This is a genomic window from Mesorhizobium sp. B1-1-1, from assembly GCF_006442955.1.
Lineage (GTDB): Bacteria > Pseudomonadota > Alphaproteobacteria > Rhizobiales > Rhizobiaceae > Mesorhizobium.
On record NZ_VFWW01000002.1, the window covers coordinates 200,575 to 223,763 of the forward strand.

A 23,189-nucleotide genomic window follows, 5' to 3' on the forward strand; every position below is an offset into this window, starting at 1 on the left:
ACCGCCGATTGAAGCGGCTTTTGCAGGAGCCTGGCCGCCTCGAAGCCGAGGGTTAATAGGCGTATTCCATGAACACCGGCTCGATCGAGCCGCCCCAGCGCGTGTGGTAGGCCGACAGCATCTCCTCGGCGCTGGTGGTGCCGCGCGCCACGACCTCGTCGAGCGTGTTGAGGAACGAGGTCTCGTCATAGCCGTCGCGGTTCTTCTTGCCGCGGTTCTTCAGCCCCATGCGCGAGATGGTGAGCACGTCGCGAGCGATGTCGCGCAACGTGGCGTTGCGGAACGGCGCCGAAATGCCTTGTTCGGGCACGGCGTTGCGCATCGCCAGCACTTCCCCGTAGGTCCAGCTCGAGGTCAGCGCCTCCGCCGCATCGAGCGCTGCCTCGTCATAAAGCAGCCCGACCCAGAAGGCCGGAAGGGCGCAGATGCGCCGCCACGGCCCGCCATCGGCGCCGCGCATCTCGAGAAAGCGCTTCAGCCGCACGTCAGGGAAGAGCGTCGACAGATGGTTAGCCCAGTCGCCCATCGTCGGCAATCCGTCCGGGATTTCATTGCGGACGGCCCCGGCCATGAACTGACGGAAGGTGACGTGCGTCATGTCGTGGTACTGGCCGTCGCGGATGACGAAATACATCGGCACGTCGAGTGCCCATTCGACATAGTCGGCAAAACCGAAATCGGGCGAGAAGCAGAATTCGAGCAGGCCCGAGCGTTGGTTGTCGGTGTCGCGCCAGATGTCGCCGCGCCAGCTCTGCAAGCCGTTCGGCCGGCTTTCCGTGAAGGGCGAATTGGCGAACAGCGCCGTCGACAGCGGCTGCAGCTTCAGCGACACCTGCATCTTGCGCCGCATGTCCACCTCGCTCTCGAAGTCGAGATTAACCTGGATCGTGCAGGTGCGGTACATCATGTCGAGGCCCTTGGTGCCGACCTTGGGCATGTAGCGCGTCATGATCTCGTAGCGCGACTTCGGCATTTTCGGCGTCTCGGCCAGCGACCATTTCGGGCTGCCGCCAAGGCCAAGGAAGCGGATGCCCATCGGCTCGGCGATCTCGCGCACCTGCGCCAGGTGGGCATTGCCCTCGCGGCAGGTCTGGTGGATCGTCTCCAGCGGCGCGCCGGAGAGTTCGAACTGGCCGCCGGGCTCCAGCGAAATCGCGCCCTGGCCGGTCGGCTCGACCAGGCCGATGATGCGGCCGTCATCGATGATGGGGTCCCACCCGAGCTTTGACTGCATGCCTTCGAGGATGGCGCGTATGCCGCGCTCGCCGCCATAGGGCACGGGCCCGTTGCCGTCGACGTAGAACGGGAATTTCTCGTGCTCGGTGCCGATGCGCCACTTGTCCCGCGGCTTGTTGCCCTCGGCCAGATGCGCGACGAGTTCGTCCATGCCTTCGATCGGCCGGAAATCGGTTGTGTCGCGCGCCATCATCAAGCCCCTGCGGCGCTATGATCCCGAAATCGACCTCGATTTTCGGGATATGCGCCAAAATCAAAGTACTACAGCGGCCTTTGCGCGTCGACGCGCGGCACTGCAGGGCGGCCGGAAGACCGCCGGCGCTAGATGGACGAAATGTCAGTAGCCGATCAAGCGAAAAATCCTGAGCCAGAGGTCAACAGGAATTGAACGATGCGGCTCTTCCCATCTCCACAAGAGGGGAGGAAGAAACCCTCACCAATCGCCGATTGTGGCCTGCATCACCGCCAGTGCGGCCACGGCGGCCGTATCGGCGCGCAGGATGCGCGGGCCGAGCGGAATGGCAGTGACGAAAGGCAGAGCGCGCAACAGCTTGCGCTCCTCATCGGAAAATCCGCCTTCCGGCCCGACCAGCAGGCCGAGCTTCCTTTCGCTTACCGCTTGCAGCGCGGGCAGGGGATTGTTGGTCGAAGCGTCCTCGTCGCAGAAGACCAGCCGCCGATCCGTGTCCCAGCCGGTCAGCAGGCGTTCGAACTTTTCCGCTTCCCGCACCTGCGGCACCGCAAGTATGCCGCACTGCTCGGCCGCCTCGACGACGTTGGCGCGCAAGCGGTCGATGGAGGGTTTGGCCACTTGCGTGTGCTGGGTGATGACCGGCTGCAGCACGCCGGCGCCCATCTCGACAGCCTTCTGCACGAGATAGTCGAGCCGGCCCTGCTTCAGCGGTGCGAAGCAGTAGACGAGATCTGGCAGCGGCGGCTGCGGCCGTTGCCGCGCCAGCACCCTCAGCTTCACCGCCTTCTTGGATTTGGCCGCGATGGCCGCCGACCATTCGCCGTCGCGGCCGTTGAACAACAGGATCTCGGCGCCCTCGCCAAGCCGCAGCACGTGCAGGAGATAATGGCTCTGCTGGTGGCCGGCGTCGAACTCGATCTCCGGCCCGAGATCGTCGGGCACGAACAGGCGTTGCATCTTGTAATTGGCGCGCATGGCCGAGGAATGGGCGAGCCGGCGGTTGGCGTCAAGCCTTGGCGGAAGGATGCCAGACGGGTTCGTAGCCTCGCCTCAACACCCCGATCGTGGTCGGCGGCGTCAGCAGCCGTAGCGGCCGATGAGCGAGGTCGTTGAAATCCTGCGCTCCGCAATATCCTGCGAACGACCAGCGCAGCGCCTTGCCGCGACGCAAGGCGTAGGCATTGCCTCCACCCTCGACCATCGTGCCGTCGGGCAGGCCTGCAAGCTCGTCAGCCGCCACCACCGGCGGCTTGCCGCCCGCGGCCAGCCGCTCCTTGTGCAGCCGCTTGTCGACCTGCGGCGCGCGCGGCTCCGTTATGCCGAAGGCTTCGCCGAAGCGACCCACAAAATCCCTGGCCCGTTCGCGCCGGCAGAAGAAGCAGGGCCGATGGCCCGCCGCCAGCGCCGTCACCTCGTCGAGGAAGAACAGTTCCGTCCAGCCCGCCTTGGGTCCCGATAGATCATCACGTCGCCGGTTGCGGCCCATCGGCTCGCGCCGCACGTCGCCGAAGTCGCAGACGCAGATGATCCAGGCGTGAAGCGCCCAGCGTTTTTTCAACAGCGTCCTGGTTTCGGGATCGTGGATGATGCCGCGATTGCCCATGAACAGGCCGCGCTCGGGCACGGCGTGGATAGCGCCGAACGGATCGACCCGGTTTTGCAGTGGCATAGTTTTCTCCGCGCGCCCGCATCTTGGCTGAAATGCCGGCGCCATGATATCGCTCGTCGCATCGTTTTCACGTCAGCAGGGTTTTGCGATGCGGGTGCTGGTGGTCCAGAACTACGACAACACCGGCCTCGGCCAGGTCGGCGCGGCACTTGCGGAAGCCGGTGCCGATCTCGACATCCGCCTTCCTTACAAGGGCGATCCGCTGCCGGATGATGCGAACGGCCACGACGCCATGGTGGTGCTCGGCGGCGGCCAGAACGCGCTGGCCGATGAGGAATATCCCTATTTTCCGGCGCTGCTCGAACTGACCCGCGATTTCGCCGGCAAGAACCGCGCGGTGCTCGGCATCTGCCTCGGCAGCCAGCTGGTTGCCCGCGCCTTCGGCGGCGAGAACCGCATCGGCGGCGCCAACGAATTCGGCTGGCGCGGCGTTTCGCTGACGCCGGACGCCAAGGCCGATCCGGTGCTGGCCGAGCTTCCGGAAAAGTTCCCGATCTTCCAATGGCACGACGACACCTTCGTGCTGCCTGAAAACGCCGTGCGGCTCGCCGGCAATGATGTCGCCGAGAACCAGGCGTTCCGCGTCGGCCGCGCCGTCTACGGCTTCCAGTTCCATTTCGAGGCCGATCGGCCGCTGGTGAAGGACTGGAGCACCTCTTTCGCGCCGATCATTGCAGCGCGCCACCCCGACTGGGCCGGCAAGCTCGATGGCGAAATGGCCCGTAACGGACCGGATGCCGATGCTGCCGGCCTTGCCATCGCCCGCGCATGGGTGGCGACGATCTGAGCATCATCTCTGCGGACCAGGGCGTGGCATAATTGGCACGCGGCGGTGAATCCGCCTGGGGAAAACCGGTTTCGTCCTTGGCTTGTGTACGCCCGCCATCCTAGAAGGCGCGCGCTCTGCATCACCGGTGCAACCGCGATGGACCTTTGTGTGGCCCGTGCGACACACCGCCGATACAGAACGTGCCTAGAAGCGCGAAATCGTCGAAACTTTGAGACGTATTTTCGGTTTCAACGCATTGGTAACCGCCTCGTGCACAGATGCAGGAAGCTCAACAAGAGATGACGTCCGTGAAAGCAGCGCTTCTGTCCTTTGCCATGATGTCCGCCATCGTGATTTGCGGTCTCGGCATCTATGCGGCCGATGCCGCCAACAACCACAACGCCGTCGACGGCTACGGCGTCACCGCTTCGCTGCGCTGAATAGCCGGACCGTTCGCGTCGTTTCCGCGACGCGCGCCACTCAAGCTTCCCTTATTGTCATTGTCAGAATGCGTTTGTCGGCGTCCTCGATAACGAGCGCGCTCAGCATGCCTGATTGCCAGGCGAGCGTATCGACATTGACGCGGTTGGCCATGACCTCCGCCTCGGGAACGGGCGTGTGGCCGTGCACCACGATCTTCGGGAAAAGGCCGGCGTGATCGTGGAAAACGTCGCGGATCCAGATCAGATCCTGCGGATTCTGGTTCTCCAGGGCAACGCCTGGCCGGATGCCGGCATGGCAGAAGAAGAAGTCGCCGAAGCTGATTGAGAAGGGTAGCGAACGCAGGAAATCGATATGGTGTTGCGGTACTGCTTCGAGCAGAGCCTGATGCCCCCGTCTCATCGTCTCCATCCTGCCGAACCAGCCGGCGTCGGCCGCGAGGGGCACACCGTAGGATAGCGCCGTCTGGACCCCGCCATAGCGCATGAAAAGCCCGTCCGGGTCAGGGGTATCGAGAAAATCGAGAAAGCCGAGATCGTGATTGCCGGCAAGCATCAGGTTTCGCGGATCGCGTTTGCGCGCCTCGATCAGGAAATCGACGACGTCCTTGGAGTCCGGCCCACGGTCGACATAGTCGCCGAGGTGGATGACGCGCCAGTCGCGAGCCGGCTTCCATTCGAGCTCGCTCTCGATTCGCTGATGCATGGCGGCCAGCAAATCGAGCCGGCCATGGACATCGCCGATTGCGTAGAGCCGCATGCCGTCCGGTCCGCGCGCGTCCAGGAAATGAATGTCGGGTTCTGCCAACGTATCGCTGTCTCCGTGATCAGGCCGTCGCCGACCTGGCTAGCGCCGGATCTGGTCCTTGCCCATGTCGGTCACCAGACGTTTTCCGCACAGCGCCAGTGTGATGTCCATCTCCTTACGTATGATTTCCAGCGCCTTGGTAACGCCTTCCTTGCCGAGCGCGCCCAGGCCGTAGAGAAACGGCCGGCCGATATAGGTGCCCCTGGCGCCGAGGCACAGTGCCTTCAGCACGTCCTGGCCGGAGCGGATGCCGCCATCCATGTGCACCTCGATCCTGTCGCCGACCGCGTCCGCGATTTCCTCCAGCGCCATGATCGACGAGGATGCGCCGTCCAACTGACGCCCGCCATGGTTGGAAACCACGATCGCGTCGGCGCCCGTTTCAGCGGCCATCAATGCGTCTTCCTTATCGAGAATGCCTTTCAGGATCAGCTTGCCGCCCCAGCGTTCCTTGATCCAGGCGACATCCTTCCACGACAGATGCGGGTCGAACTGCTCCGTCGTCCATGACGCCAGCGAAGCCACGTCGCCGACGCCCTTGGCGTGGCCGACGATGTTGCGGAACGTGCGGCGCTTCGTGCCGGCCATGCCCATCCACCAGCGCGGACGGACCGCGATGTTGGCGATGTTGGCCAGCGTCATCTTGGGCGGCGCCGAAAGTCCGTTGCGGACATCCTTGTGCCGTTGGCCGAGGATCTGCAGGTCGAGCGTCAGCACCAACGCCGAGCATTTCGCCGCTTTTGCCCGGTCGATCAGGTCGAGCACGAAGTCCTTATCGCGCAGCACGTAAAGCTGGAACCAGAACGGCTTCTTCGTCACCGACGCGACATCCTCGATCGAGCAGATGCTCATCGTCGATAGCGTGAACGGCACGCCGAATTCCTCGGCCGCCTGCGCCGCCAGCATCTCGCCGTCGGCATGCTGCATGCCGGTCAGGCCGGTTGGGGCCAGCGCCACCGGCATGGCCACCTTCTCGCCGATCATGGTCGATTCCAGTGAGCGGTTGCTCATGTCGACCAGCACGCGCTGGCGGAACTTGATCTTCTGGAAGTCCTCCTCGTTGGCCCGGTAGGTGCTCTCGGTCCATGCGCCGGAATCGGCATACTCGAAGAACATCCTGGGCACGCGCCGTCGCGCCAGGTCCTTGAGGTCGGCAATGGTGAGAATGTCGCTCATCGTGTCCCCGCTTGATCGATATCGTTCAGGAGCGTTTGCGCGCCGGTTCGGCATCGCCGGCTTCAGAGCGTTGCCTGAGCCTGAGCCGCGATACGCGCTGCCAGTCGCCGCTGCGCTCGGCTTGCGCCATCGACCGCTCGACATAGATCATGTGGTCCATCGCCGCCTGCCGCGCGCCGGCCGGGTCGCCGGCCTTGACCGCGATGTGGATCGCCCGGTGCTGGGCCAGCAGCGCATCGCGCGCGCCGGGCACCGTGAACACTAGCAACCGGTTCTGGAACACGCCTTCCGACAGCAGCCTGTAGCAGGAGCGCAGCGTATGCAGGAGCAGGATGTTGTGCGCGCATTCGCAGATCGCATGATGGAATTCGACGTCGATCTCGGCTTCGTCGTCGAAATCCCCGGTGCGGTGCGCTTCGTCCATGCGTGCCATGATGCGGTCGAGCAGGGCCAGGTCCTCCGGCGTGGCGCGCCGCGCCGCATATTCGGCGGCGATCCCCTCCACCTCGCGGCGATACTCCAGGTAATCGGCCACCGCCTTGCGGTGCGTCGAGATCAGGTCCGCCACCGGCTTGGTGAACAGCTGGCCGATGATGTCGGCGACATATGTGCCGCCGCCCGGCCGCGTCGTCAAAAGGCCGCGTCCCTCGAGCGCCTTCAGCGCGTCGCGCAGGATCGGCCGGGACACATCGAACTGGCGTGCCAGCTCGCGCTCGCCAGGCAGCCGGTCGCCGGTGCGCAGCACGCCTTCGAGGACGAGGCTTTCGATCTGCTGCACCACCTCGTCGGCGGTTCGCGAGTGCTCGATTCTGGAAAAAATGTCGCTCAACGGCATGCCTGGGAGTGTTGAACCGGTGTCGCGCAAGATAAAGCCAGCGTCGCCAACTGGTCAAATTATTTATCCAATTGGTCGAAGCGTGTCGGCTTCCCCGCTCGCGCCCCTATCCTCTTCGGCTAAACTTTGCTGTTTGCGTCAGGAGCCTATTGGCTCTAGAGGACGCAACTGCAAGAGGGTTCAAAGAAACCCGGGGAACAAGCCGTGTCGCACGACCCGTCCAATCTCGAATTTCAGCCGCGCGCCAAGGGCAGCGTGCTCGGATTTCCCGCGCATGAGGGACGGCCCGGCGCGCTGGGCGAAGTCCATGCCCGTCCGCACCCGCTGATCGAGAAGCCGCGTGTGCTGATCCAGCTCGCCTTCATGACCGAGGGTGGCGCCGGCGTCGATCATTCGGTGCTTTCCGAGCTGTCGCGCCGGCTCGGCATAGCCGCGCCCGACCGTCAGGCCCGCCATCACGCCATGAGATGGGGCCAGGGCTCGTTGCGCTGGGAGCGGCATACCGAATTCTCCACCTATCTGTGGGAAGGGCCGCTTGCCGAAGGCGGCAAGGGCCAGGAGGATTCGCCGTTCGGCAACGGATTTTCTCCACCCGGAACCGTTATTTCAGGCATCCGGCTCGAGATCCGCAAATGGACGCAGGCGGGCGAGCGGTCGATCGCCGGCTTCGATCCGACCAGCCTCTGCTATTCGCTGGTCGAACGCGGCAATGCTGCAATCGTCACCGATTTCCGCCAGGATGGCGACGGCCTGACCCGTATGCTGATCCTTGACCGCGGCCTGACGCCGGCCAGCACCGGCGCCTTGTCGCAGCGGCTGATCGACATCGAGACCTATCGCACGCTGGCCATGCTCGGCCTGCCGCTGGCGCTGGCCTTGTCCGGCCGCGCCCGCCGTATCGAGGACAGGCTGGCCCAGATCACGCTGGAGATGAAACTCGCCGAGACCCGCGACAGCCAGAAATTGCTTGCCGACCTGACCGAACTCGCGGCTGAGTTGGAAGCCGACGCGGCGTCGAGCCTCTACCGCTTCGGTGCCAGCCGTGCCTATGACGGTATCGTCGGCGAAAGGCTGGAAGCGCTCGAGGAAGAAGCCGTACAGGGATATGACACCTGGGCGGGGTTCCTGCGGCGGCGCATGGCGCCTGCCATGCGCACCTGCCGTTCGGTCGAGGAGCGTCAGGCCAACCTGTCGCGCAAGCTGACGCGCGCCACCACGCTGCTGCGCACCTGGGTCGATGTCGAGGTCGAGAAGCAGAACCGCGACCTGCTCGCCTCGATGAACAATCGCGCCCGGTTGCAACTGCGCCTGCAGCAGACCGTCGAAGGCCTGTCGGTCGCGGCCGTTTCCTACTATGTCGTCGGCCTCGTCGGCTATGTCGCCAAGGGCGCCTCGATCTTCGGCCATGCCTTCGCGCCCGAAGTGGTCACGGCGGCGTGCGTGCCGCTCGCCATCCTGCTGGTCTGGTGGGGCGTGCGGCGGGTGCGGCGCATGCATTCCGAGCCGACGAAACATCCGGGCGAGTAGGCGCGCCTTTACTTCCCACAGGATAAAGCGCACCAGCGGCAGATTGCCGCTACGGAAGGCGTCCGTTGCGTCCGTGTCCGCTCTCGGTCAAAGCGGGGTTTGCAACCGACGCCCTTCACTGGTAAAAGATTTTGACCAGTCACGCGAGATGAGGCTGCCGATGTCCGGCCTTGCCATGCCCAAGCCAGACGACGCCACGATGCGCCGGCGCGGCGAGATCGTCGCCGACATGCGCATTATCGTGCCGGGCGAGGGTGTGGTCGACGCGGCCAACGAAATGCGCGCCTTCGAGAGCGATGGCCTGACCGCCTACCGGCAATTGCCATTGGTCGTGGTGCTTCCCGAAACGGTGGCACAGGTTTCGCGCGTGCTGAAATACTGCAATGACCGCAACATCCGCGTCGTGCCGCGCGGCTCCGGCACCTCGCTGTCGGGCGGTGCGCTGCCGCTGGAGGACGCGGTGCTCCTGGTCATGAGCCGCTTCAACCGCATTATCGAGATCGATTTCCCCAATCGCATCGTCGTCGCCCAGCCGGGCGTCACCAATCTCGGCATCACCACCGCCGTCGAGCAGGAGGGTTTTTACTACGCCCCCGACCCATCTTCCCAGATCGCCTGTTCGATCGGCGGCAATGTCGCCGAAAATTCCGGCGGCGTGCACTGCCTCAAATACGGCCTGACCGCCAACAATGTGCTCGGCATCGAGATGGTGCTGATGAGCGGCGAGGTGGTGCGGCTCGGCGGCAGGCATCTGGACGCGGAAGGCTACGACCTGCTCGGCGTCATGACCGGCTCCGAAGGCCTGCTGGGCGTCGTCACCGAAGTCATCGTGCGCATTTTGAAGAAGCCGGAGACGGCACGTGCGCTGCTGATCGGCTTCCCGACCAGCGAGCAGGGTGGCCAATGCGTCGCTGACATTATCGGCGCCGGCATCATTCCGGGCGGCATGGAGATGATGGACCGTCCGGCGATTCATGCGGCGGAGGATTTCGTCCATGCCGGATATCCCCTGGATGTCGAGGCTCTGCTGATCGTCGAGCTCGATGGGCCCAGCGTCGAGGTCGATCATCTCATCACCGCGGTCGAGGCGATCGCCATCCGCAACGGTTCGACCACCTGCCGCATTTCGCAGTCGGAGCAGGAGCGATTGAGCTTCTGGGCAGGGCGCAAGGCTGCCTTCCCCGCGGTCGGCCGTATCTCGCCCGACTATTATTGCATGGACGGCACCATCCCGCGCAAGGAACTGCCGCGCGTGCTGGCCGGCATGCGCGAGCTCTCCGAAAAATACGGGCTCGGCGTCGCCAATGTCTTCCATGCCGGCGACGGCAATCTGCACCCGCTGATCCTCTATGACGCCAACGTGCCGGGCGAACTCGACAAGGCCGAGAGTTTCGGCGCCGACATATTGCGGCTGTGCGTCAAGGTCGGCGGCGTCTTGACCGGCGAGCATGGGGTAGGCGTCGAGAAACGCGACCTGATGCCGGAAATGTTCAACCAGATCGACCTCGACCAGCAGATGCGGGTCAAATGCGCCTTCGATCCCAATCATCTGCTCAACCCGGGAAAGGTGTTCCCGCAACTGCGCCGCTGCGCGGAGCTGGGGCGCATGCATGTGCATCGCGGAGAGTTAGCGTTTCCGGACATTCCGAGGTTTTGAGGGTTATGTCAGCGCCTGAACGCCCCCCTCTGTCCTGCCGGACATCTCCCCCTCACGGGGGGAGATTGGCAGCTTCGTCGCTTCGCCCTTCCGCCAACGCTGGAGATTGGCGAAACCCGGCGCGGCATCCAATCTCCCCCCTTGAGGGGGAGATGTCCGGCAGGACAGAGGGGGGCGCGAAGGAACGCGGCTTTTCCGCATTTGCATATGGCGCATCGGCGCCATGACCACCTTCACTCCCACCACCCCTTCCGAAGTCCTCTCCACCGTCGCCTGGGCGGCGGCGGAAGGCTCGCCACTCGAAATCCTCGGCCATGGCTCCAAGCGCGGCATCGGCCGTCCGCTGCAGACCGAGCACACGCTCGACCTGTCGAGGCTCGCCGGGGTCACGCTCTATGAACCAGCCGAACTGGTGCTGTCGGCAAAGGCCGGCACGCCGCTGGCCGAAATCGAGACGCTGCTGGCGCAAAACGGCCAGCAACTCGCTTTCGAGCCGATGGATTACGGCCCGCTGCTCGGCGGCGAGCCGGGCAAGGGCACGCTTGGTGGTGCGCTTGCAGCGAACCTCTCCGGCCCGCGCCGGCTGAAGGCGGGGGCGGCGCGCGACCATATCCTGGGCATCAACGTGGTGTCCGGCCGCGGCGAGGCATTCAAATCCGGCGGCCGCGTGGTCAAGAACGTCACCGGGTACGATTTGTCCAAGCTGATGGCCAACAGCTGGGGCACGCTGGCGGTGTTCACCGACGTCACCTTCAAGGTGCTGCCATCGGCCGAGACCGAGGTCACGCTCGCCGTCCGCGGCCTGCTCGACGATGCGGCCGCCGCGGCGATGGCGCTGGCGCTCGGCTCCAGCGCGGAAGTATCGAGCGCCGCGCACCTGCCGGAGCGGATTGCCGCACGGGTTGCCGCAGGCGTGCTCGGCAATGATGCAGCCACGCTGCTGCGGGTGGAAGGTTTTGGCCCCTCCGTCGTCTATCGCATCGCCGCGCTGAAGACGTTGCTCGGAAATGCCGGACCACTCGAAGAGATTTCCAGCGAAGCGTCGGCTGCCCTGTGGCGTGACGTGCGCGATTGCAGGCCTTTCGCGGACAACAGCGACAAACCGGTCTGGCGCGTATCGATGGCGCCTGCCCAGGCGCACCAGATGGTTTTCACGTTGCGCATGCAGGCTGCCGTCAGCGCCTTCTATGACTGGCAGGGCGGACTGGTGTGGCTGCGCATGGAGGAGGGTGACCCGGAAGCGACGCTGCTGCGCGGACTTCTGAGAAAACATGGCGGCGGCCATGCGACATTGGTGCGCGCGGCTCCTTCGCACCGCGCCGCCCTGCCGGTGTTCGAGCCGCAGGCTCCCTCACTGGCAGCGCTCAGCCAGCGGCTGAAGCACGAATTCGACCCCAAGAACATCCTCAATCCCGGCCGCATGGCCTAGGACATCAAGAGATGCAGACCAATTTCTCGCCCGCACAGCTTGCCGACCCGCATGTTGCCGAGTCGGAAAAGATTCTGCGCAAATGCGTGCATTGCGGTTTCTGCACCGCTACCTGCCCGACCTATGTGACGCTGGGCAACGAACTCGATTCACCGCGCGGGCGCATCTACCTGATCAAGGATATGCTGGAAAACGGTCGCCCCGCCGACAAGGAGATCGTCACCCATATCGATCGCTGCCTGTCCTGCCTCGCCTGCATGACCACCTGCCCGTCTGGCGTCAACTACATGCATCTGGTCGACCATGCCCGCGCCCATATCCAGCAGACCTATAGGCGGCCGCTGCTCGATCGCCTGACCCGCGCCATGCTGGCCCTCGTCCTGCCCTATCCCCAGCGTTTTCGCGCCGCGCTCAAATTGGCGAAACTGGGCAAGCCGTTCATTGGCCTGTTCGAAAAAGTCCCGGCGCTGAAGCCAGTCAGTGCCATGCTCAAGCTCGTGCCGGCATCGATCCCGGGAGCATCGCCGATGGCTTCGCCGGGCACCCATACTGGGCAGGGGGCGAAGAGGGGCCGCGTCGCCATCCTCACCGGTTGCGCGCAATCGGTGCTCGATCCCGCCATCAACGACACGACCATTTCACTGCTGACGCGGCTTGGCGTCGAGGTCGTGGTGTCGCCGGGCGAGGGCTGTTGCGGCGCGCTCGTCCATCACATGGGCCGCGAGCAAGCCGCCCTTGCTTCTGCAAGGCAAAATGTTGATGCCTGGACCCGCGCGATTGAACAAGGCGGGATCGATGCCATCATCATCACCGCGTCGGGCTGCGGTACGACCATCAAGGATTACGGTTTCATGCTGCGGCTTGATCCGGCCTACGCCGAAAAGGCTGCACGTGTCTCCGCGCTGGCCAAGGACATTACCGAATACCTGACCGCCATCGACCTGCCCGAACCGGTGCGCAAGCCGGGCACGGTCGTCGCCTATCATTCGGCCTGTTCGATGCAGCACGGCCAGAAGATCACCCGCCAGCCTAGGGGATTGCTGGCCAAAGCCGGTTTCATCGTGCGCGAGCCGCGCGAAGGGCATTTGTGCTGCGGTTCGGCCGGCACCTACAACATCTTGCAGCCGGATATTTCGGCCGGGCTGCGCGACCGCAAGGTGAAAAACATCGAGGCTACCGGCGCTTCGGTCGTCGCCACCGGCAATATCGGCTGCATAACGCAGATCGCGTCTGCCGCGAAGCTGCCGGTGGTGCATACGATCAAGCTGCTCGACTGGGCCTATGGCGGGCCGAGGCCGGAAGGTGTCGCGGAACCCGGCCTGATCGCCGCTGAGTAGGGGCCGCCCCGGCGTTATTCGGCCGCCAGCCTGTCGATCGTGCCGTAGGTCGCCTCGTAGAGCGCGCGCTGGCGGCTGAGCGCCACCATCGTGTTGCGCAGCAGGATCGCAACGGTGATCGGACCGACGCCGCCCGGCACCGGAGTGATCCAGGAGGCCACGTCCTTCACGCTGTCGGTGTCGACGTCCCCGACGATACGGGTGGAACCGTCCGGCAGCGTCTCGGAATTGATGCCGATGTCGATGACGGCCGCACCCGGCTTTACCATGTCGGCCTTGATCAGGCGCGGCTTGCCGACGGCGACGAACAGCGCATCGGCGCGGCGCGCGTGCGCGGCGACCGAGCGCGTCATGTGGTGGCAGACCGTGACCGTCGCGCCTTCGCTCATCAAGAGGAAGGCGATCGGCTTGCCGACGATCTCGGAGTGGCCGACGATCACCACTTCCAGGCCCTTGAGGTCGAGGCCGGTTTCCTTGAGCAACTCGACTGAGGCGGCCGCCGTGCAGGGCGCCAGATCGAGCTGGTTGTAGACGATGTTGCCGATCGAGGCCGGATGCATGCCTTCGACGTCCTTCAGCGGATGCACCGCCGCCTGCAACGTCCTGATCGGGATATGTGCCGGCACCGGCCGCTGGATGATGATGCCGGTAACGCGCGGATCGGCGTTCAGGCCGTGGATCGCCGCTTCCAGTTCGCCCGCGGTAATGGTGGCGGGAAAGCGCCGTTCTTCGAAATCGATGCCCGCCAGTTCCGCCTTGGCGCGCTGGTTGCGTACATAGACATCCACCGCCGCCGTATCGCCGACGGTGATCGACACCAGTTTGGGCGGGAAACCTTCGGCCCTTGCGATCGCCGCATCCTCGCGCACGGAGGCCATGATGCGCCGGGCAACCGGGCCGCCCTTGAGATAGCGGCTGTCGTCGGACAGTGACATGATCGGACTCTTCTGACCTGAGCGTTGCCTTGCCATAGCAAAAGAACAGCGGCAATGGCAGCACGAATGCGAACCGTCATGCCTTTTGCGCGACGTGCGGGCGCGGCAGTGCTTCGTCCGAAACGGAAAAGGGCAGCACGGTTTCCCGTGCCGCCCTTTCTGACCGGCCGCATCCCCATACGGCCCGTCCCCCGTTATTCCTTCCGATCCCGGGAAGCGCTGCGCTTCCGGATCGGGTGATTCGCAGCAACTATTATATCACCTCGACAGTGGTTCCGACATCGACCCGTTCATAAAGGTCGACGACATCCTCGTTGCGCATGCGGATGCAGCCCGACGACACGGCGCCGCCGATGGTCCAGGGCTGGTTGGTGCCGTGGATGCGATATTCCGTACTGCCGAGATAGAGCGCGCGCGCGCCGAGCGGGTTCTCCATGCCGCCGGCCAGGTAGGTTGGCAGGTAACGCCCCTTGGCGGCCTCGCGCTTGATCATCGCGGCCGGCGGGCGCCAGTCCGGCCAGACCCGCTTGTTGGTGATCTTGTGCGTGCCCGACCATTCGAAGCCCGGCTTGCCGGTGCCGACGCCATAGCGCCGCGCCTTGCCGTTCTTTTCGACCAGATAGAGGAAGTTCTGGGTCGTATCGATGACGATGGTGCCCGGCTTCTGGGAGCCGTCATAGGCGACTTCCTGCGGCAGGTAGATCGGATTGATCTGCGGGCGCGCGACCATGCGCTTGGCCGGGGCCGGCACGGCTGCCGTCTGCACGCGGTCGGGCTGCGCATAACGCGGGCGCGGCTGCTGCGCGACCTGCCGGTTCTGCCGCACGATCCCCGGCGCTTGGCCAAGCTGCAGCACCCAGGGGGCCGAAAGGTCGGGGCTCACCATCACCGGCGGTCTGTCGGCATAGCGGTCTCCGGCCGTGGAAGGTGTGACGCCTGCAGCAAACGCAGCCACGGCGCCGAGCACGGGAAACAAAACTCTCTTCATCGGGAAAGCACCTTGATCGTCTGACAAACCGGGTGGAAACGACCTCCCGGTTCAGCGATCATTGGCGCGGGAACAGCAACCGAAACATGAATCGGAATGTGTAAAATGCGGAACTGTCGGTAAACCTTTTGGTGTGGTTACCGCCGCGTTCAGGAATCTGGTAAAGCCAAGGTAAAGCAGCGCAACCAGCGCGTTAACGAATGGATTTCTCGCCATGGACAAGGAAAGAACCGGCCTTCTCGCCGGACCCGACGGTGTCGCGCGCTGCTTCTGGCACGGCAATCTGCCCGACTACCTGCATTACCATGACCATGAATGGGGCCGCCCGGTGGCGGACGACCGCCGGCTGTTCGAGAAGATCTGTCTCGAAGGCTTCCAGTCGGGCCTGTCCTGGCTGACCATCCTGCGCAAGCGCGAGAATTTTCGCGCCGCTTTCGCCGGATTCGATTTCGACAAGGTCGCCGCCTTCACCGACAAGGACGTCGAGCGCCTGCTCGGCGATGCCGGCATCATCCGCCATCGCGGCAAGATCGTCTCGACCATCAACAACGCCAGGCGTGCCCGCGAGATGGCCGATGAATTTGGCTCGCTCGCTGCCTGGTTCTGGAAGTTCGAACCCGGCAGGGAGGAACGGCCGCAGGTCGTCGACCTCGGCCATCTGCGCGCCAATCCGACCACGGCGGTCTCGATCCGCATTTCCAAGGATCTGAAGAAGCGCGGCTGGACCTTCGTCGGCCCGACCACGGTCTACGCCTTCATGCAGGCGATGGGCCTGGTCAACGATCATCTCGAGGGGTGTGTGTGCCGCAAGGAGGTCGAGAAGGAGCGGAAGGCTTTCAAACGGCCGAAATAGCCTCAGGCGCCGTTGGCACTTCCCAGGAACAGGCCGGCGACGATCGCGACCACGGTGGCGACGGTTGGATAGATCACCAGCAGGCCGGTCACCAATGCGTCGCGCAGGGAAGGTCCGGTATCGGCGTGTACCTCGAACGGTCCGGCCGGCTGGCCGATCATGCTGGGAGCATGGACATCTGCGGCGCGCAGGCGTGCCGGCATGTCGCACGCATCCCTGTTGTCGTGAAATTCCACCGCGCTCATCATGTCCCGAACCCCTCCATTGCGGTGCGCTGTATCGGCCTCGATTATGTCGGCACGATGCCGCGCCGATGGCGGGATTGTTTCATTTTCGGTGCGTTTTTGTTTCGGCGAACGCCCGCGTGCCTTCTCGCATGCATGGAGACAGCGCCTGCCGCCGGCCTTGCCCGGTAGGACCTGTTCGGTTAGGACACGCCCGTTGCGAAAATCGCAACGCTGTTGAGTTTTCAGCAACACGAAACACCGGGCGAATCCATGGCCGACAAATCGGAAAAGACGAAAGCGCGGCTGCCGCGCGGTTTTGCCGACCGCAGCGCCGAAGATATCCGCGCCGTCGAGAAGATGATGGCGACCATCCGCTCGGTCTACGAACTCTACGGTTTCGAACCCGCCGACCAGCCGCTGATCGAATACACCGATGCGCTCGGAAAATTCCTGCCCGACCAGGACCGGCCGAACGAAGGCGTGTTCTCCTTCCAGGACGATGACGACCAGTGGCTGTCGCTGCGCTACGACCTGACCGCGCCGACGGCGCGTTTCGTCGCCGAGAATTTCGAGCGCCTGCCAAAACCCTATCGCAGCTACCGTTCCGGCTGGGTGTTCCGCAACGAGAAGCCCGGTCCCGGCCGCTTCCGCCAGTTCATGCAGTTCGACGCCGACACGATCGGCACGCCGGGCGTCGCCGCCGACGCCGAGATGGCGATGATGATGGCCGATGTGATGGAAGCGCTCGGCATCAAGCGCGGCGACTACGTCATCCGCGTCAACAACCGCAAGGTGCTGGACGGCGTGCTCGAGGCGATCGGCCTCGGAGGTGAAGGGAATACGAGTCGTCGGCTGACCGTGCTGCGGGCGATCGACAAGCTGGACAAGCTCGGGCCGGAAGGCGTGCGGCTTCTCTTGGGACCAGGGCGCTGGGACGGCGGCAAGGAAGGCGAGGGCGACTTCGCCAAAGGCGCCGGGCTGAATGATACGCAAGCCGAGGCGGTTCTTCTGGCGACGGCGCGAAACGCGCAGGCCGGCCAGGATGCCAGCGTCGGTGCGAACGCCGTCTACCAGGAGGGCGTTGGCGAGCTCGCGACCATCGAGGCCCTGGTCAGGGCGGCGGGATACGGCGAAGATCGCGTCGCCATGGACCGCTCCGTCGTCCGCGGCCTCGAATATTACACTGGCCCGGTCTTCGAAGCCGAGCTCCTGGCCGAGATTCCCAACGAGGATGGCCAGATCGTGCGCTTCGGTTCGGTCGGCGGCGGCGGGCGCTATGACGGGCTGGTGTCGCGCTTCCGCGGCGAGCCGGTGCCGGCGACCGGTTTTTCCATCGGCGTTTCCAGGCTGATGACGGCGCTGAAGAACCTCGGCAAGCTCGACAGCACCGACGTGATTGCGCCGGTCGTCGTGCTGGTCATGGACAGGGACACCGAAAGCCTCGGCCGCTACCAGAAGATGGTCAGCGAACTGCGCGCTGCAGGCATCCGCTCCGAAATGTATCTCGGCGGCGCCGGCATGAAGGGGCAGCTCAAATATGCCGACCGGCGCGGCTGTCCGGTCGCGATCATCCAGGGCGGCGACGAGCGCGCCAAGGGCGAATTGCAGATCAAGGACCTGATCGAAGGCGCGCGCCTGTCGGCCGAAATCACGGATAACGCCGAATGGCGTGCCGCCCGCCCGGCACAGGTCACGGTGGCGGAAAGCGAGCTGGTGGCGCAGGTGAAGAAGATCCTGGCGGCGCAGGCTGAGGAGAGGGCGCGTGGCAAATAGAGGCCGCGTTCTACGGCGCCCCCCTCTGTCCTGCCGGACATCTCCCCCTCAAGGGGGGAGATCGGCTGTCACCATGGCTTTCGCCAATTTTCAGGATTCCAAGAAGGGCACCAGCTGCGAAGCAGCCAATCTCCCCCCTAGAGGGGGAGATGCCCGGCAGGGCAGAGGGGGGCGCCGTAGAGCACCAGCCTTGACCTGGATCATTGGCGTCTCCGGTTTGGGACCAGAGGGTCGTACAGCGCTGAGGTTTGCAAATTGACCTCCCGCTATCCCGCCATCGCGGCCGACATCGCCGGCCTCTTCGCGACCCGCGACACGCATGCGGTGGAGGTCGCCGTGCTGCAGCCGGCCGATCCGTTTCTCGATATGGCCGGCGAGGATTTGCGCCGCCGCATTTTCCTGACCGAAAGCGAGACCGGGCAGACGCTCTGCCTGCGGCCGGAATTCACCATTCCCGTCTGCCTCGATCATATCGCCAGCCAGGCCGGTACGCCGCGTCGCTACTCCTATCTGGGCGAAGTGTTCCGCCAGCGCCGCGAAGGCGGCAACGAGTTCTTCCAGGCCGGCATCGAGGATCTCGGCGACCGCGACACGGCCGCTGCCGATGCCCGTTCGGTGGCCGACGCGCATGCACTGCTGTCGCTGGCGCTGCCGGGCCAGCCGCTCTCGATCACGCTCGGCGACCAGGCCATCTTCGAGGCGGTGCTGGCGGCTCTCGGCCTGCCGCGCGGCTGGCGCATGCGGCTCGCCCGCGCCTTCGGCTCGGCGACGATGCTGGAGGCAGCCCTTGCCGATCTCGCCAATCCGCCGCGCAACAGCCAGCTCTCCGGCCCGGTCGCGGCACTCGTGCTCGACGGCGATCTGGACGGTCTCTCCGCGCATATAGCCGGCGGCATGGAACAGGCCGGCCTGTCGGCTTCGGCCGGACGCGCGCCGGCCGATATCGCGCGGCGGCTGATCGAAAAGGCAGAACTGCGCAGCGTGCGGCTGTCCAACGAAGCCTTCGCGGCGCTGAAGACCTTTCTGGCGATCGACGTGCCGCTCGATGGCGCGGCCCAGGCGCTCGAGAGTTTTGCCGGTGCCGCCGGGCTTTCGCTGGGAGCCGCGCTGGAAAAGTTCGCGGCGCGCGCCAAGGCCGTCGAGGCGAATGGCCTGCCGGCGCAAAAGATCCGCTATGACGCGGCCTTCGGCCGCCCGCTCGATTATTACACCGGCCTCGTCTTCGAGATCGCGGCGCAAGATGGTGAAAGGCCGCTGGCCGGCGGCGGCCGCTACGACCGGCTGCTGACGCTGCTCGGTGCCAAGACGCCGATCCCCGGCGTCGGCTTCTCGGTCTGGCTCGACCGCATCGAGGCATTGCGGGAGCGCGCACGATGATCACGCTGGCGATCCCGTCCAAGGGCCGGTTGAAGGAGCAGGCGCTGGAGGTGCTGGCGAAGGCAGGCCTCGCCATCAGCCTGCCCGGTGACGAGCGCAAATATCACGCCCGCGTCGAAGGCGTGGACAATGTCGAGGTCGTCTTCCTGTCCGCCTCCGAAATATCGGGCGAGATCGGGCAGGGCGCCGTCGATCTCGGCATCACCGGCGAGGACCTCGTGCGCGAGAACCTCGCCGACTGGGAGGCGCGCGCCGAAATCGTCGCCCGTCTCGGCTTCGGCCATGCCGATGTCGTGGTGGCCGTGCCCGACATCTGGCTCGACGTCGAGACCATGGCCGACCTCGATGATGTCGCCGCCGATTTCCGCCAGCGTCACGGAAGGCGGCTCAGGATCGCCACCAAATACTGGCGGCTGACCCAGCAATTCTTCTCGCAGAAGCACGGCATCCAGGTCTATCGCATCGTCGAGAGCCTGGGCGCCACCGAAGGCGCGCCGGCGGCCGGCCTTGCCGATGTCATCGTCGACATCACCACCACCGGCTCGACGCTGCGCGCCAACCATCTCAAGGTGTTGGCCGACGGCGTCGTGCTGCGGTCGCAGGCGTGTCTCGTTGCATCGCGAAAGACGCGTTCCACGGCCGACGAGACGATGCTGCGCGACATAGCGGCCAGCATGGCCTCGGTGAAGGGATAGCTGGCGGCGGACAAATTTTGTTCTTGCTTTGTGCCGGCCACTATGCTACTAATATTGGTATGGTGATGATTTGCGCCCCCGCCCTTCGAGGCGGGTTTTTCGTTCTGCGCCATTCTCACGACCCTGCCATTCTTATGACCGTGGAAGGCGGCGCGGTCCGCCTTCGAAGCTTGGCCCTACCTTCGGCGGGATTTCCACCGTCCCGGCAGGCTGATAGGCTCGGATGTCCTGGGAGGAGAGAGCGATGCCGGTCAATCTCGACGAGCTGAAGAACGCCACCAGTTTGCGCGGACGCGGGGCGCGCGCCGGCAGCGTCTTTGTCGCGCCCGTCGACGGCAAGGCGCATGTCTCGGGCGAGCGCGGCGTGCCGCTGCTCGACAAGACCATCCCCGCGCTGTTCTCCGACACGGCCGGCAAATACGGCACGCTCGATGCCGCCGTCTTCGTCGGCCAGGACAAGCGCTTCACCTGGAGCGAGCTGTCCGACACGGTGGATGCGCTGGCCGCCGGTTTCCTGGCGCTGGGCCTCGAAAAGGGAGATCGCGTCGGCATCTGGTCGCCCAACCGCTGGGAATGGCTGGTGACGCAATTCGCCACCGCCCGCATCGGCCTGATCCTGGTCAACATCAACCCGGCCTACCGGCTCACCGAGCTGGACTATGCGCTGAACAAGGTCGGCTGCAAGGCTCTGGTCACCGCGGCCAGCTTCAAGACCTCGGATTATCTCGGCATGATCGAGACGCTGGCGCCGGAGATCGCGACGGCCACGCCCGGCAAGCTCAGGGCACAGAAACTGCCGGCGCTCCGGATCGTCATCCGCATGGGCGAGGAGAACTCGCCCGGCATGTTCAATTTCGCCGATGTGCTGGCGATGGCGGGGCGCGACGAGCATGACAGCCTCGACCGCATCTCCGAGGGGCTGAAGCCGGACGACGCCATCAACATCCAGTTCACCAGCGGCACCACGGGCGCACCCAAGGGCGCGACGCTGACCCACAACAACATCCTCAACAACGGCAATTTCGTCACCTCGGCCATCAGGTTGACGGTCGACGACCGGCTTTGCATTCCCGTGCCGCTCTACCATTGCTTCGGCATGTCGATGGGCACGATGGGCTGCGTCACCAAGGGCGCGACCATGGTGTTCCCTGGCGAGGGCTTCGATGCCGGCGCCACGCTGAACGCCGTGGCGCAGGAACGCTGCACCGGCCTCTACGGCGTGCCGACCATGTTCGTCGGCCTGCTCGACCATCCCGATTTCGCCGTCTTCGACCTGTCCACCCTGCGCACCGGCATCATGGCCGGCTCGCCATGCCCGATCGAGGTGATGAAGAAGGTGGTGTCGCTGATGCATATGTCCGAAGTGACCATCGCCTACGGCATGACCGAGACCAGCCCGGTCTCCTTCCAGAGCAGCGTCGACGACCCCTTGGAAAAACGCGTCTCGACCGTCGGGCGCGTTCATCCACATGTCGAGGTCAAGGCCATCGATGCCGATGGCGCGACCGTTGCCGTCGGTGCGCCGGGCGAACTCTGCACACGCGGCTATTCCGTGATGAAGGGCTATTGGGACGACGAGGACAAGACCCGCGAGGCGATCGATGCCGACGGCTGGATGCATACGGGCGACCTCGCCACCATCGACGCCGAGGGCTATTGCAACATCGTCGGCCGGGTTAAGGACATGGTCATCCGCGGCGGCGAGAACGTCTATCCGCGCGAGGTCGAGGAGTTCCTCTATCGACACCCCAAGGTGAGGGAGGTGCAGGTGTTCGGCGTTCCCGACGCCAAATATGGCGAGGAGCTCTGCGCCTGGATTGTGCTCAAGCCCGGCCAGATCGCCACCGAGCAGGAGATCAAGGCCTTCTGCGCCGGCCAGATCGCGCATTACAAGATCCCGCGTCACATCCGCTTCCGCACGGAATTGCCGATGACGGTGACCGGCAAGCCGCAGAAATTCCTGATGCGCCAGGCGATGGTCGAGGAGCTGGGGTTGGTGGCGCAGAAGACTGCGTGAGGCGAGCGCGGGGCAGGAAGGTGCGGTTGCCGAGACGAGTGTGAATGTCGCATTTCGGGGCCGAAAGCGGACTGGCAGGTTATAGGCAATGCGCCTGCCAAATTGGACAATCGCTGGGGTGGTTGAATGGCCGATTGCTGCTGCGCCGCGCCGATTTGATCGACCCATATAGCGTGCGAACGGCCGTCCCTCAGCCGGCTTGCAGTCGCCTAGCCATCTTCCGCGAAGTGGGTGCGAATTTCCGAGCGCGCGAGCCGCTCTGGAAGTTTGCGATCGGTGGTGGAACCAATTTCTCGGACTTACGTTGCAAATAGCTATTTGCGGCTCTGCCGCGATATCGGGAACTGAGCAGTGGGACTGTCTTGGCAACAAGGTCCTCTCTCGACGGGAGCCATCGGTCGGTTTCTCGTCCCCGAAGCGTTGCCCAAGAGAATGTTATATGTGGAACGGCTGCGCCGGCGCATGCGCGTATTGTTTGGCGGGGTTTGGGTTGCCGAAAGCAACGACGTTCTCCTACTGTTTGAACCCGCCCGCTACCCGGTAGCTTATTTTCCGGAGTCCGACATTTCAGCACATGTGTTGGAGCGGACAGAGCAGATCACCCAACATCCTGATCTTGGGTCTACTTCATGGTACACTGTCCGGGTAGGCGAGCAACACGTGGCCGTCAGAGGAGCGTGGCAACACACGAACCTCCCTGCCCATGCAACAGAACTCCAGGGACGATTGGCGTTCGCATGGCGCGCCATGGATGCCTTCTACGAAGAAGACGAACGAATCCTGGGTCATGCTGCCGACCCATACCATCGCATAGATATTCGACACAGTTCTCGTCACCTCGTGGTCCGCTACAACGACCGCGTCGTTGCGGATACCAGGCATCCATTGGGCCTTTACGAATCCGGGTTCGCTCCACGCTGGTATGTCCCTCGTGATGACATCCACGAGTCCTCCCTCACAGCGGTAAAGCTTCAGACGTTCTGTCCCTACAAAGGGCTCTGCAGCTATTATTCTATTGGCGACGCTCGTCAGGCGGCATGGTCCTACACCGACGCCTATCCCGAAGTCCGCCGCATTTCCAACCTTGTGTCGTTTGAGCCGGACATAGTTTCGGTCTTCCTCGACGACGTTCAGCTTCATCTCCAGCCTGGCCAGACGGTCGTCCCTCACGGTCCTGATCGAAATCTCGATGTGGCCGAGTTGGAGCGGGCACCTGGTGGAGGCCCCGAAATGATTGCCGGCGGCTAG

21 protein-coding genes are annotated in these 23,189 nt (G+C 64.5%); 12 read left to right on the plus strand and 9 right to left on the minus strand.

Going from position 1 to position 23,189, the window contains the following annotated elements:
* Window positions 1-52: 52 nt before the first annotated feature.
* From FJ986_RS03980 to FJ986_RS03990, 3 genes are all read right to left on the minus strand, one after another.
* Window positions 53-1,426, minus strand: coding sequence for a glutamate--cysteine ligase (locus tag FJ986_RS03980; protein WP_140515023.1), 1,374 nt, complete (start codon window positions 1,424-1,426; stop codon window positions 53-55).
* Window positions 1,427-1,669: 243 nt separating this feature from the next.
* Complete coding sequence (locus FJ986_RS03985; RefSeq protein ID WP_140515024.1) at window positions 1,670-2,404, minus strand: 16S rRNA (uracil(1498)-N(3))-methyltransferase; 735 nt, start codon at window positions 2,402-2,404, stop codon at window positions 1,670-1,672.
* Between the two features lie 31 nt (window positions 2,405-2,435).
* Window positions 2,436-3,098, minus strand: a complete 663-nt coding sequence (locus FJ986_RS03990) for a hypothetical protein (protein WP_140515026.1) — start codon at window positions 3,096-3,098, stop codon at window positions 2,436-2,438.
* A gap of 88 nt (window positions 3,099-3,186) precedes the next feature.
* On the opposite strand from FJ986_RS03990, the gene FJ986_RS03995 reads away from it, so the two are divergent.
* Both FJ986_RS03995 and FJ986_RS04000 read left to right on the plus strand, forming a co-directional pair.
* Window positions 3,187-3,885: a type 1 glutamine amidotransferase gene (locus tag FJ986_RS03995; RefSeq protein ID WP_140515250.1), complete on the plus strand. Its 699-nt coding sequence runs from the start codon at window positions 3,187-3,189 to the stop codon at window positions 3,883-3,885.
* Between the two features lie 281 nt (window positions 3,886-4,166).
* On the plus strand, window positions 4,167-4,307 hold the full coding sequence (locus FJ986_RS04000; RefSeq protein WP_181165325.1) for a hypothetical protein: 141 nt from the start codon (window positions 4,167-4,169) through the stop codon (window positions 4,305-4,307).
* Between the two features lie 40 nt (window positions 4,308-4,347).
* Here FJ986_RS04000 and FJ986_RS04005 read toward each other — a convergent pair whose 3' ends face one another.
* The 3 genes from FJ986_RS04005 to FJ986_RS04015 are packed head-to-tail and all read right to left on the minus strand — an operon-like array spanning window position 4,348 to window position 7,120.
* On the minus strand, window positions 4,348-5,115 hold the full coding sequence (locus FJ986_RS04005) for a metallophosphoesterase family protein (protein WP_140673455.1): 768 nt from the start codon (window positions 5,113-5,115) through the stop codon (window positions 4,348-4,350).
* 39 nt (window positions 5,116-5,154) lie between these two features.
* Window positions 5,155-6,291 carry an alpha-hydroxy acid oxidase gene (locus FJ986_RS04010; RefSeq protein WP_140524799.1) on the minus strand — a complete coding sequence of 379 codons (1,137 nt, stop codon included), beginning with the start codon at window positions 6,289-6,291 and terminating at the stop codon, window positions 5,155-5,157.
* A gap of 25 nt (window positions 6,292-6,316) precedes the next feature.
* Entirely contained in the window at window positions 6,317-7,120 is an 804-nt protein-coding gene (locus FJ986_RS04015) for an FCD domain-containing protein (protein WP_140515030.1), read from the minus strand.
* A gap of 210 nt (window positions 7,121-7,330) precedes the next feature.
* On the opposite strand from FJ986_RS04015, the gene FJ986_RS04020 reads away from it, so the two are divergent.
* From FJ986_RS04020 to glcF, 4 genes are all read left to right on the plus strand, one after another.
* Window positions 7,331-8,653 (plus strand): DUF3422 family protein, encoded by a 1,323-nt coding sequence (locus FJ986_RS04020; RefSeq protein WP_140581214.1) that lies wholly within the window; start codon window positions 7,331-7,333, stop codon window positions 8,651-8,653.
* 160 nt (window positions 8,654-8,813) lie between these two features.
* A complete protein-coding gene (locus FJ986_RS04025; RefSeq protein ID WP_140673457.1) occupies window positions 8,814-10,310 on the plus strand; it encodes an FAD-linked oxidase C-terminal domain-containing protein in 1,497 nt (498 codons plus the stop codon).
* Window positions 10,311-10,533: 223 nt separating this feature from the next.
* Window positions 10,534-11,739, plus strand: a complete 1,206-nt coding sequence (glcE, locus tag FJ986_RS04035; protein WP_140673459.1) for a glycolate oxidase subunit GlcE — start codon at window positions 10,534-10,536, stop codon at window positions 11,737-11,739.
* Between the two features lie 11 nt (window positions 11,740-11,750).
* Window positions 11,751-13,076 carry a glycolate oxidase subunit GlcF gene (glcF, locus tag FJ986_RS04040; RefSeq protein ID WP_140673461.1) on the plus strand — a complete coding sequence of 442 codons (1,326 nt, stop codon included), beginning with the start codon at window positions 11,751-11,753 and terminating at the stop codon, window positions 13,074-13,076.
* 14 nt (window positions 13,077-13,090) lie between these two features.
* Here the strand turns inward: glcF and FJ986_RS04045 are convergent, their stop codons facing one another.
* Together FJ986_RS04045 and FJ986_RS04050 are read right to left on the minus strand one after the other, a co-directional pair.
* The gene (locus FJ986_RS04045; protein WP_140673463.1) at window positions 13,091-14,011 is read right to left on the minus strand and encodes a bifunctional 5,10-methylenetetrahydrofolate dehydrogenase/5,10-methenyltetrahydrofolate cyclohydrolase; all 921 of its coding nucleotides are present in this window, start codon (window positions 14,009-14,011) and stop codon (window positions 13,091-13,093) included.
* A gap of 253 nt (window positions 14,012-14,264) precedes the next feature.
* Window positions 14,265-14,999 (minus strand): L,D-transpeptidase, encoded by a 735-nt coding sequence (locus FJ986_RS04050; RefSeq protein WP_140560406.1) that lies wholly within the window; start codon window positions 14,997-14,999, stop codon window positions 14,265-14,267.
* A gap of 214 nt (window positions 15,000-15,213) precedes the next feature.
* On the opposite strand from FJ986_RS04050, the gene FJ986_RS04055 reads away from it, so the two are divergent.
* Window positions 15,214-15,852 (plus strand): DNA-3-methyladenine glycosylase I, encoded by a 639-nt coding sequence (locus FJ986_RS04055; RefSeq protein WP_140673465.1) that lies wholly within the window; start codon window positions 15,214-15,216, stop codon window positions 15,850-15,852.
* 2 nt (window positions 15,853-15,854) lie between these two features.
* On the opposite strand, the gene FJ986_RS04060 is transcribed toward FJ986_RS04055, so the two are convergent.
* Window positions 15,855-16,100: a hypothetical protein gene (locus FJ986_RS04060; protein WP_140673467.1), complete on the minus strand. Its 246-nt coding sequence runs from the start codon at window positions 16,098-16,100 to the stop codon at window positions 15,855-15,857.
* 249 nt (window positions 16,101-16,349) lie between these two features.
* On the opposite strand from FJ986_RS04060, the gene hisS reads away from it, so the two are divergent.
* From hisS to FJ986_RS04090, 5 genes are all read left to right on the plus strand, one after another.
* Window positions 16,350-17,852 carry a histidine--tRNA ligase gene (hisS, locus tag FJ986_RS04065; RefSeq protein ID WP_140673469.1) on the plus strand — a complete coding sequence of 501 codons (1,503 nt, stop codon included), beginning with the start codon at window positions 16,350-16,352 and terminating at the stop codon, window positions 17,850-17,852.
* Between the two features lie 255 nt (window positions 17,853-18,107).
* Window positions 18,108-19,229 carry an ATP phosphoribosyltransferase regulatory subunit gene (locus FJ986_RS04075; protein ID WP_140673471.1) on the plus strand — a complete coding sequence of 374 codons (1,122 nt, stop codon included), beginning with the start codon at window positions 18,108-18,110 and terminating at the stop codon, window positions 19,227-19,229.
* A complete protein-coding gene (gene hisG / locus FJ986_RS04080; RefSeq protein WP_140673472.1) occupies window positions 19,226-19,924 on the plus strand; it encodes an ATP phosphoribosyltransferase in 699 nt (232 codons plus the stop codon). Before FJ986_RS04075 ends, hisG begins: the two co-directional genes overlap by 4 nt.
* Window positions 19,925-20,168: 244 nt before the next feature.
* On the plus strand, window positions 20,169-21,941 hold the full coding sequence (locus FJ986_RS04085; RefSeq protein ID WP_140673473.1) for an AMP-binding protein: 1,773 nt from the start codon (window positions 20,169-20,171) through the stop codon (window positions 21,939-21,941).
* A gap of 432 nt (window positions 21,942-22,373) precedes the next feature.
* On the plus strand, window positions 22,374-23,189 hold the full coding sequence (locus tag FJ986_RS04090) for a DUF427 domain-containing protein (RefSeq protein WP_246681756.1): 816 nt from the start codon (window positions 22,374-22,376) through the stop codon (window positions 23,187-23,189).

Excerpts from the sequence above, each read along its gene's own strand:
- FJ986_RS04090 (WP_246681756.1), top strand. The coding sequence starts at position 22,374 with ATGTTATATGTGGAACGGCTGCGCCGGCGCATGCGCGTATTGTTTGGC.
- FJ986_RS03985 (WP_140515024.1), bottom strand. The coding sequence starts at position 2,404 with ATGCGCGCCAATTACAAGATGCAACGCCTGTTCGTGCCCGACGATCTC.
- glcE (WP_140673459.1), top strand. The coding sequence starts at position 10,534 with ATGACCACCTTCACTCCCACCACCCCTTCCGAAGTCCTCTCCACCGTC.
- FJ986_RS04060 (WP_140673467.1), bottom strand. The coding sequence starts at position 16,100 with ATGATGAGCGCGGTGGAATTTCACGACAACAGGGATGCGTGCGACATG.
- hisG (WP_140673472.1), top strand. The coding sequence starts at position 19,226 with ATGATCACGCTGGCGATCCCGTCCAAGGGCCGGTTGAAGGAGCAGGCG.
- FJ986_RS04050 (WP_140560406.1), bottom strand. The coding sequence starts at position 14,999 with ATGAAGAGAGTTTTGTTTCCCGTGCTCGGCGCCGTGGCTGCGTTTGCT.
- FJ986_RS03990 (WP_140515026.1), bottom strand. The coding sequence starts at position 3,098 with ATGCCACTGCAAAACCGGGTCGATCCGTTCGGCGCTATCCACGCCGTG.
- FJ986_RS04010 (WP_140524799.1), bottom strand. The coding sequence starts at position 6,291 with ATGAGCGACATTCTCACCATTGCCGACCTCAAGGACCTGGCGCGACGG.
- FJ986_RS04000 (WP_181165325.1), top strand. The coding sequence starts at position 4,167 with ATGACGTCCGTGAAAGCAGCGCTTCTGTCCTTTGCCATGATGTCCGCC.
- FJ986_RS04045 (WP_140673463.1), bottom strand. The coding sequence starts at position 14,011 with ATGTCACTGTCCGACGACAGCCGCTATCTCAAGGGCGGCCCGGTTGCC.
- FJ986_RS03980 (WP_140515023.1), bottom strand. The coding sequence starts at position 1,426 with ATGGCGCGCGACACAACCGATTTCCGGCCGATCGAAGGCATGGACGAA.
- FJ986_RS04085 (WP_140673473.1), top strand. The coding sequence starts at position 20,169 with ATGCCGGTCAATCTCGACGAGCTGAAGAACGCCACCAGTTTGCGCGGA.
- hisS (WP_140673469.1), top strand. The coding sequence starts at position 16,350 with ATGGCCGACAAATCGGAAAAGACGAAAGCGCGGCTGCCGCGCGGTTTT.
- glcF (WP_140673461.1), top strand. The coding sequence starts at position 11,751 with ATGCAGACCAATTTCTCGCCCGCACAGCTTGCCGACCCGCATGTTGCC.
- FJ986_RS04055 (WP_140673465.1), top strand. The coding sequence starts at position 15,214 with ATGGACAAGGAAAGAACCGGCCTTCTCGCCGGACCCGACGGTGTCGCG.
- FJ986_RS04025 (WP_140673457.1), top strand. The coding sequence starts at position 8,814 with ATGTCCGGCCTTGCCATGCCCAAGCCAGACGACGCCACGATGCGCCGG.
- FJ986_RS03995 (WP_140515250.1), top strand. The coding sequence starts at position 3,187 with ATGCGGGTGCTGGTGGTCCAGAACTACGACAACACCGGCCTCGGCCAG.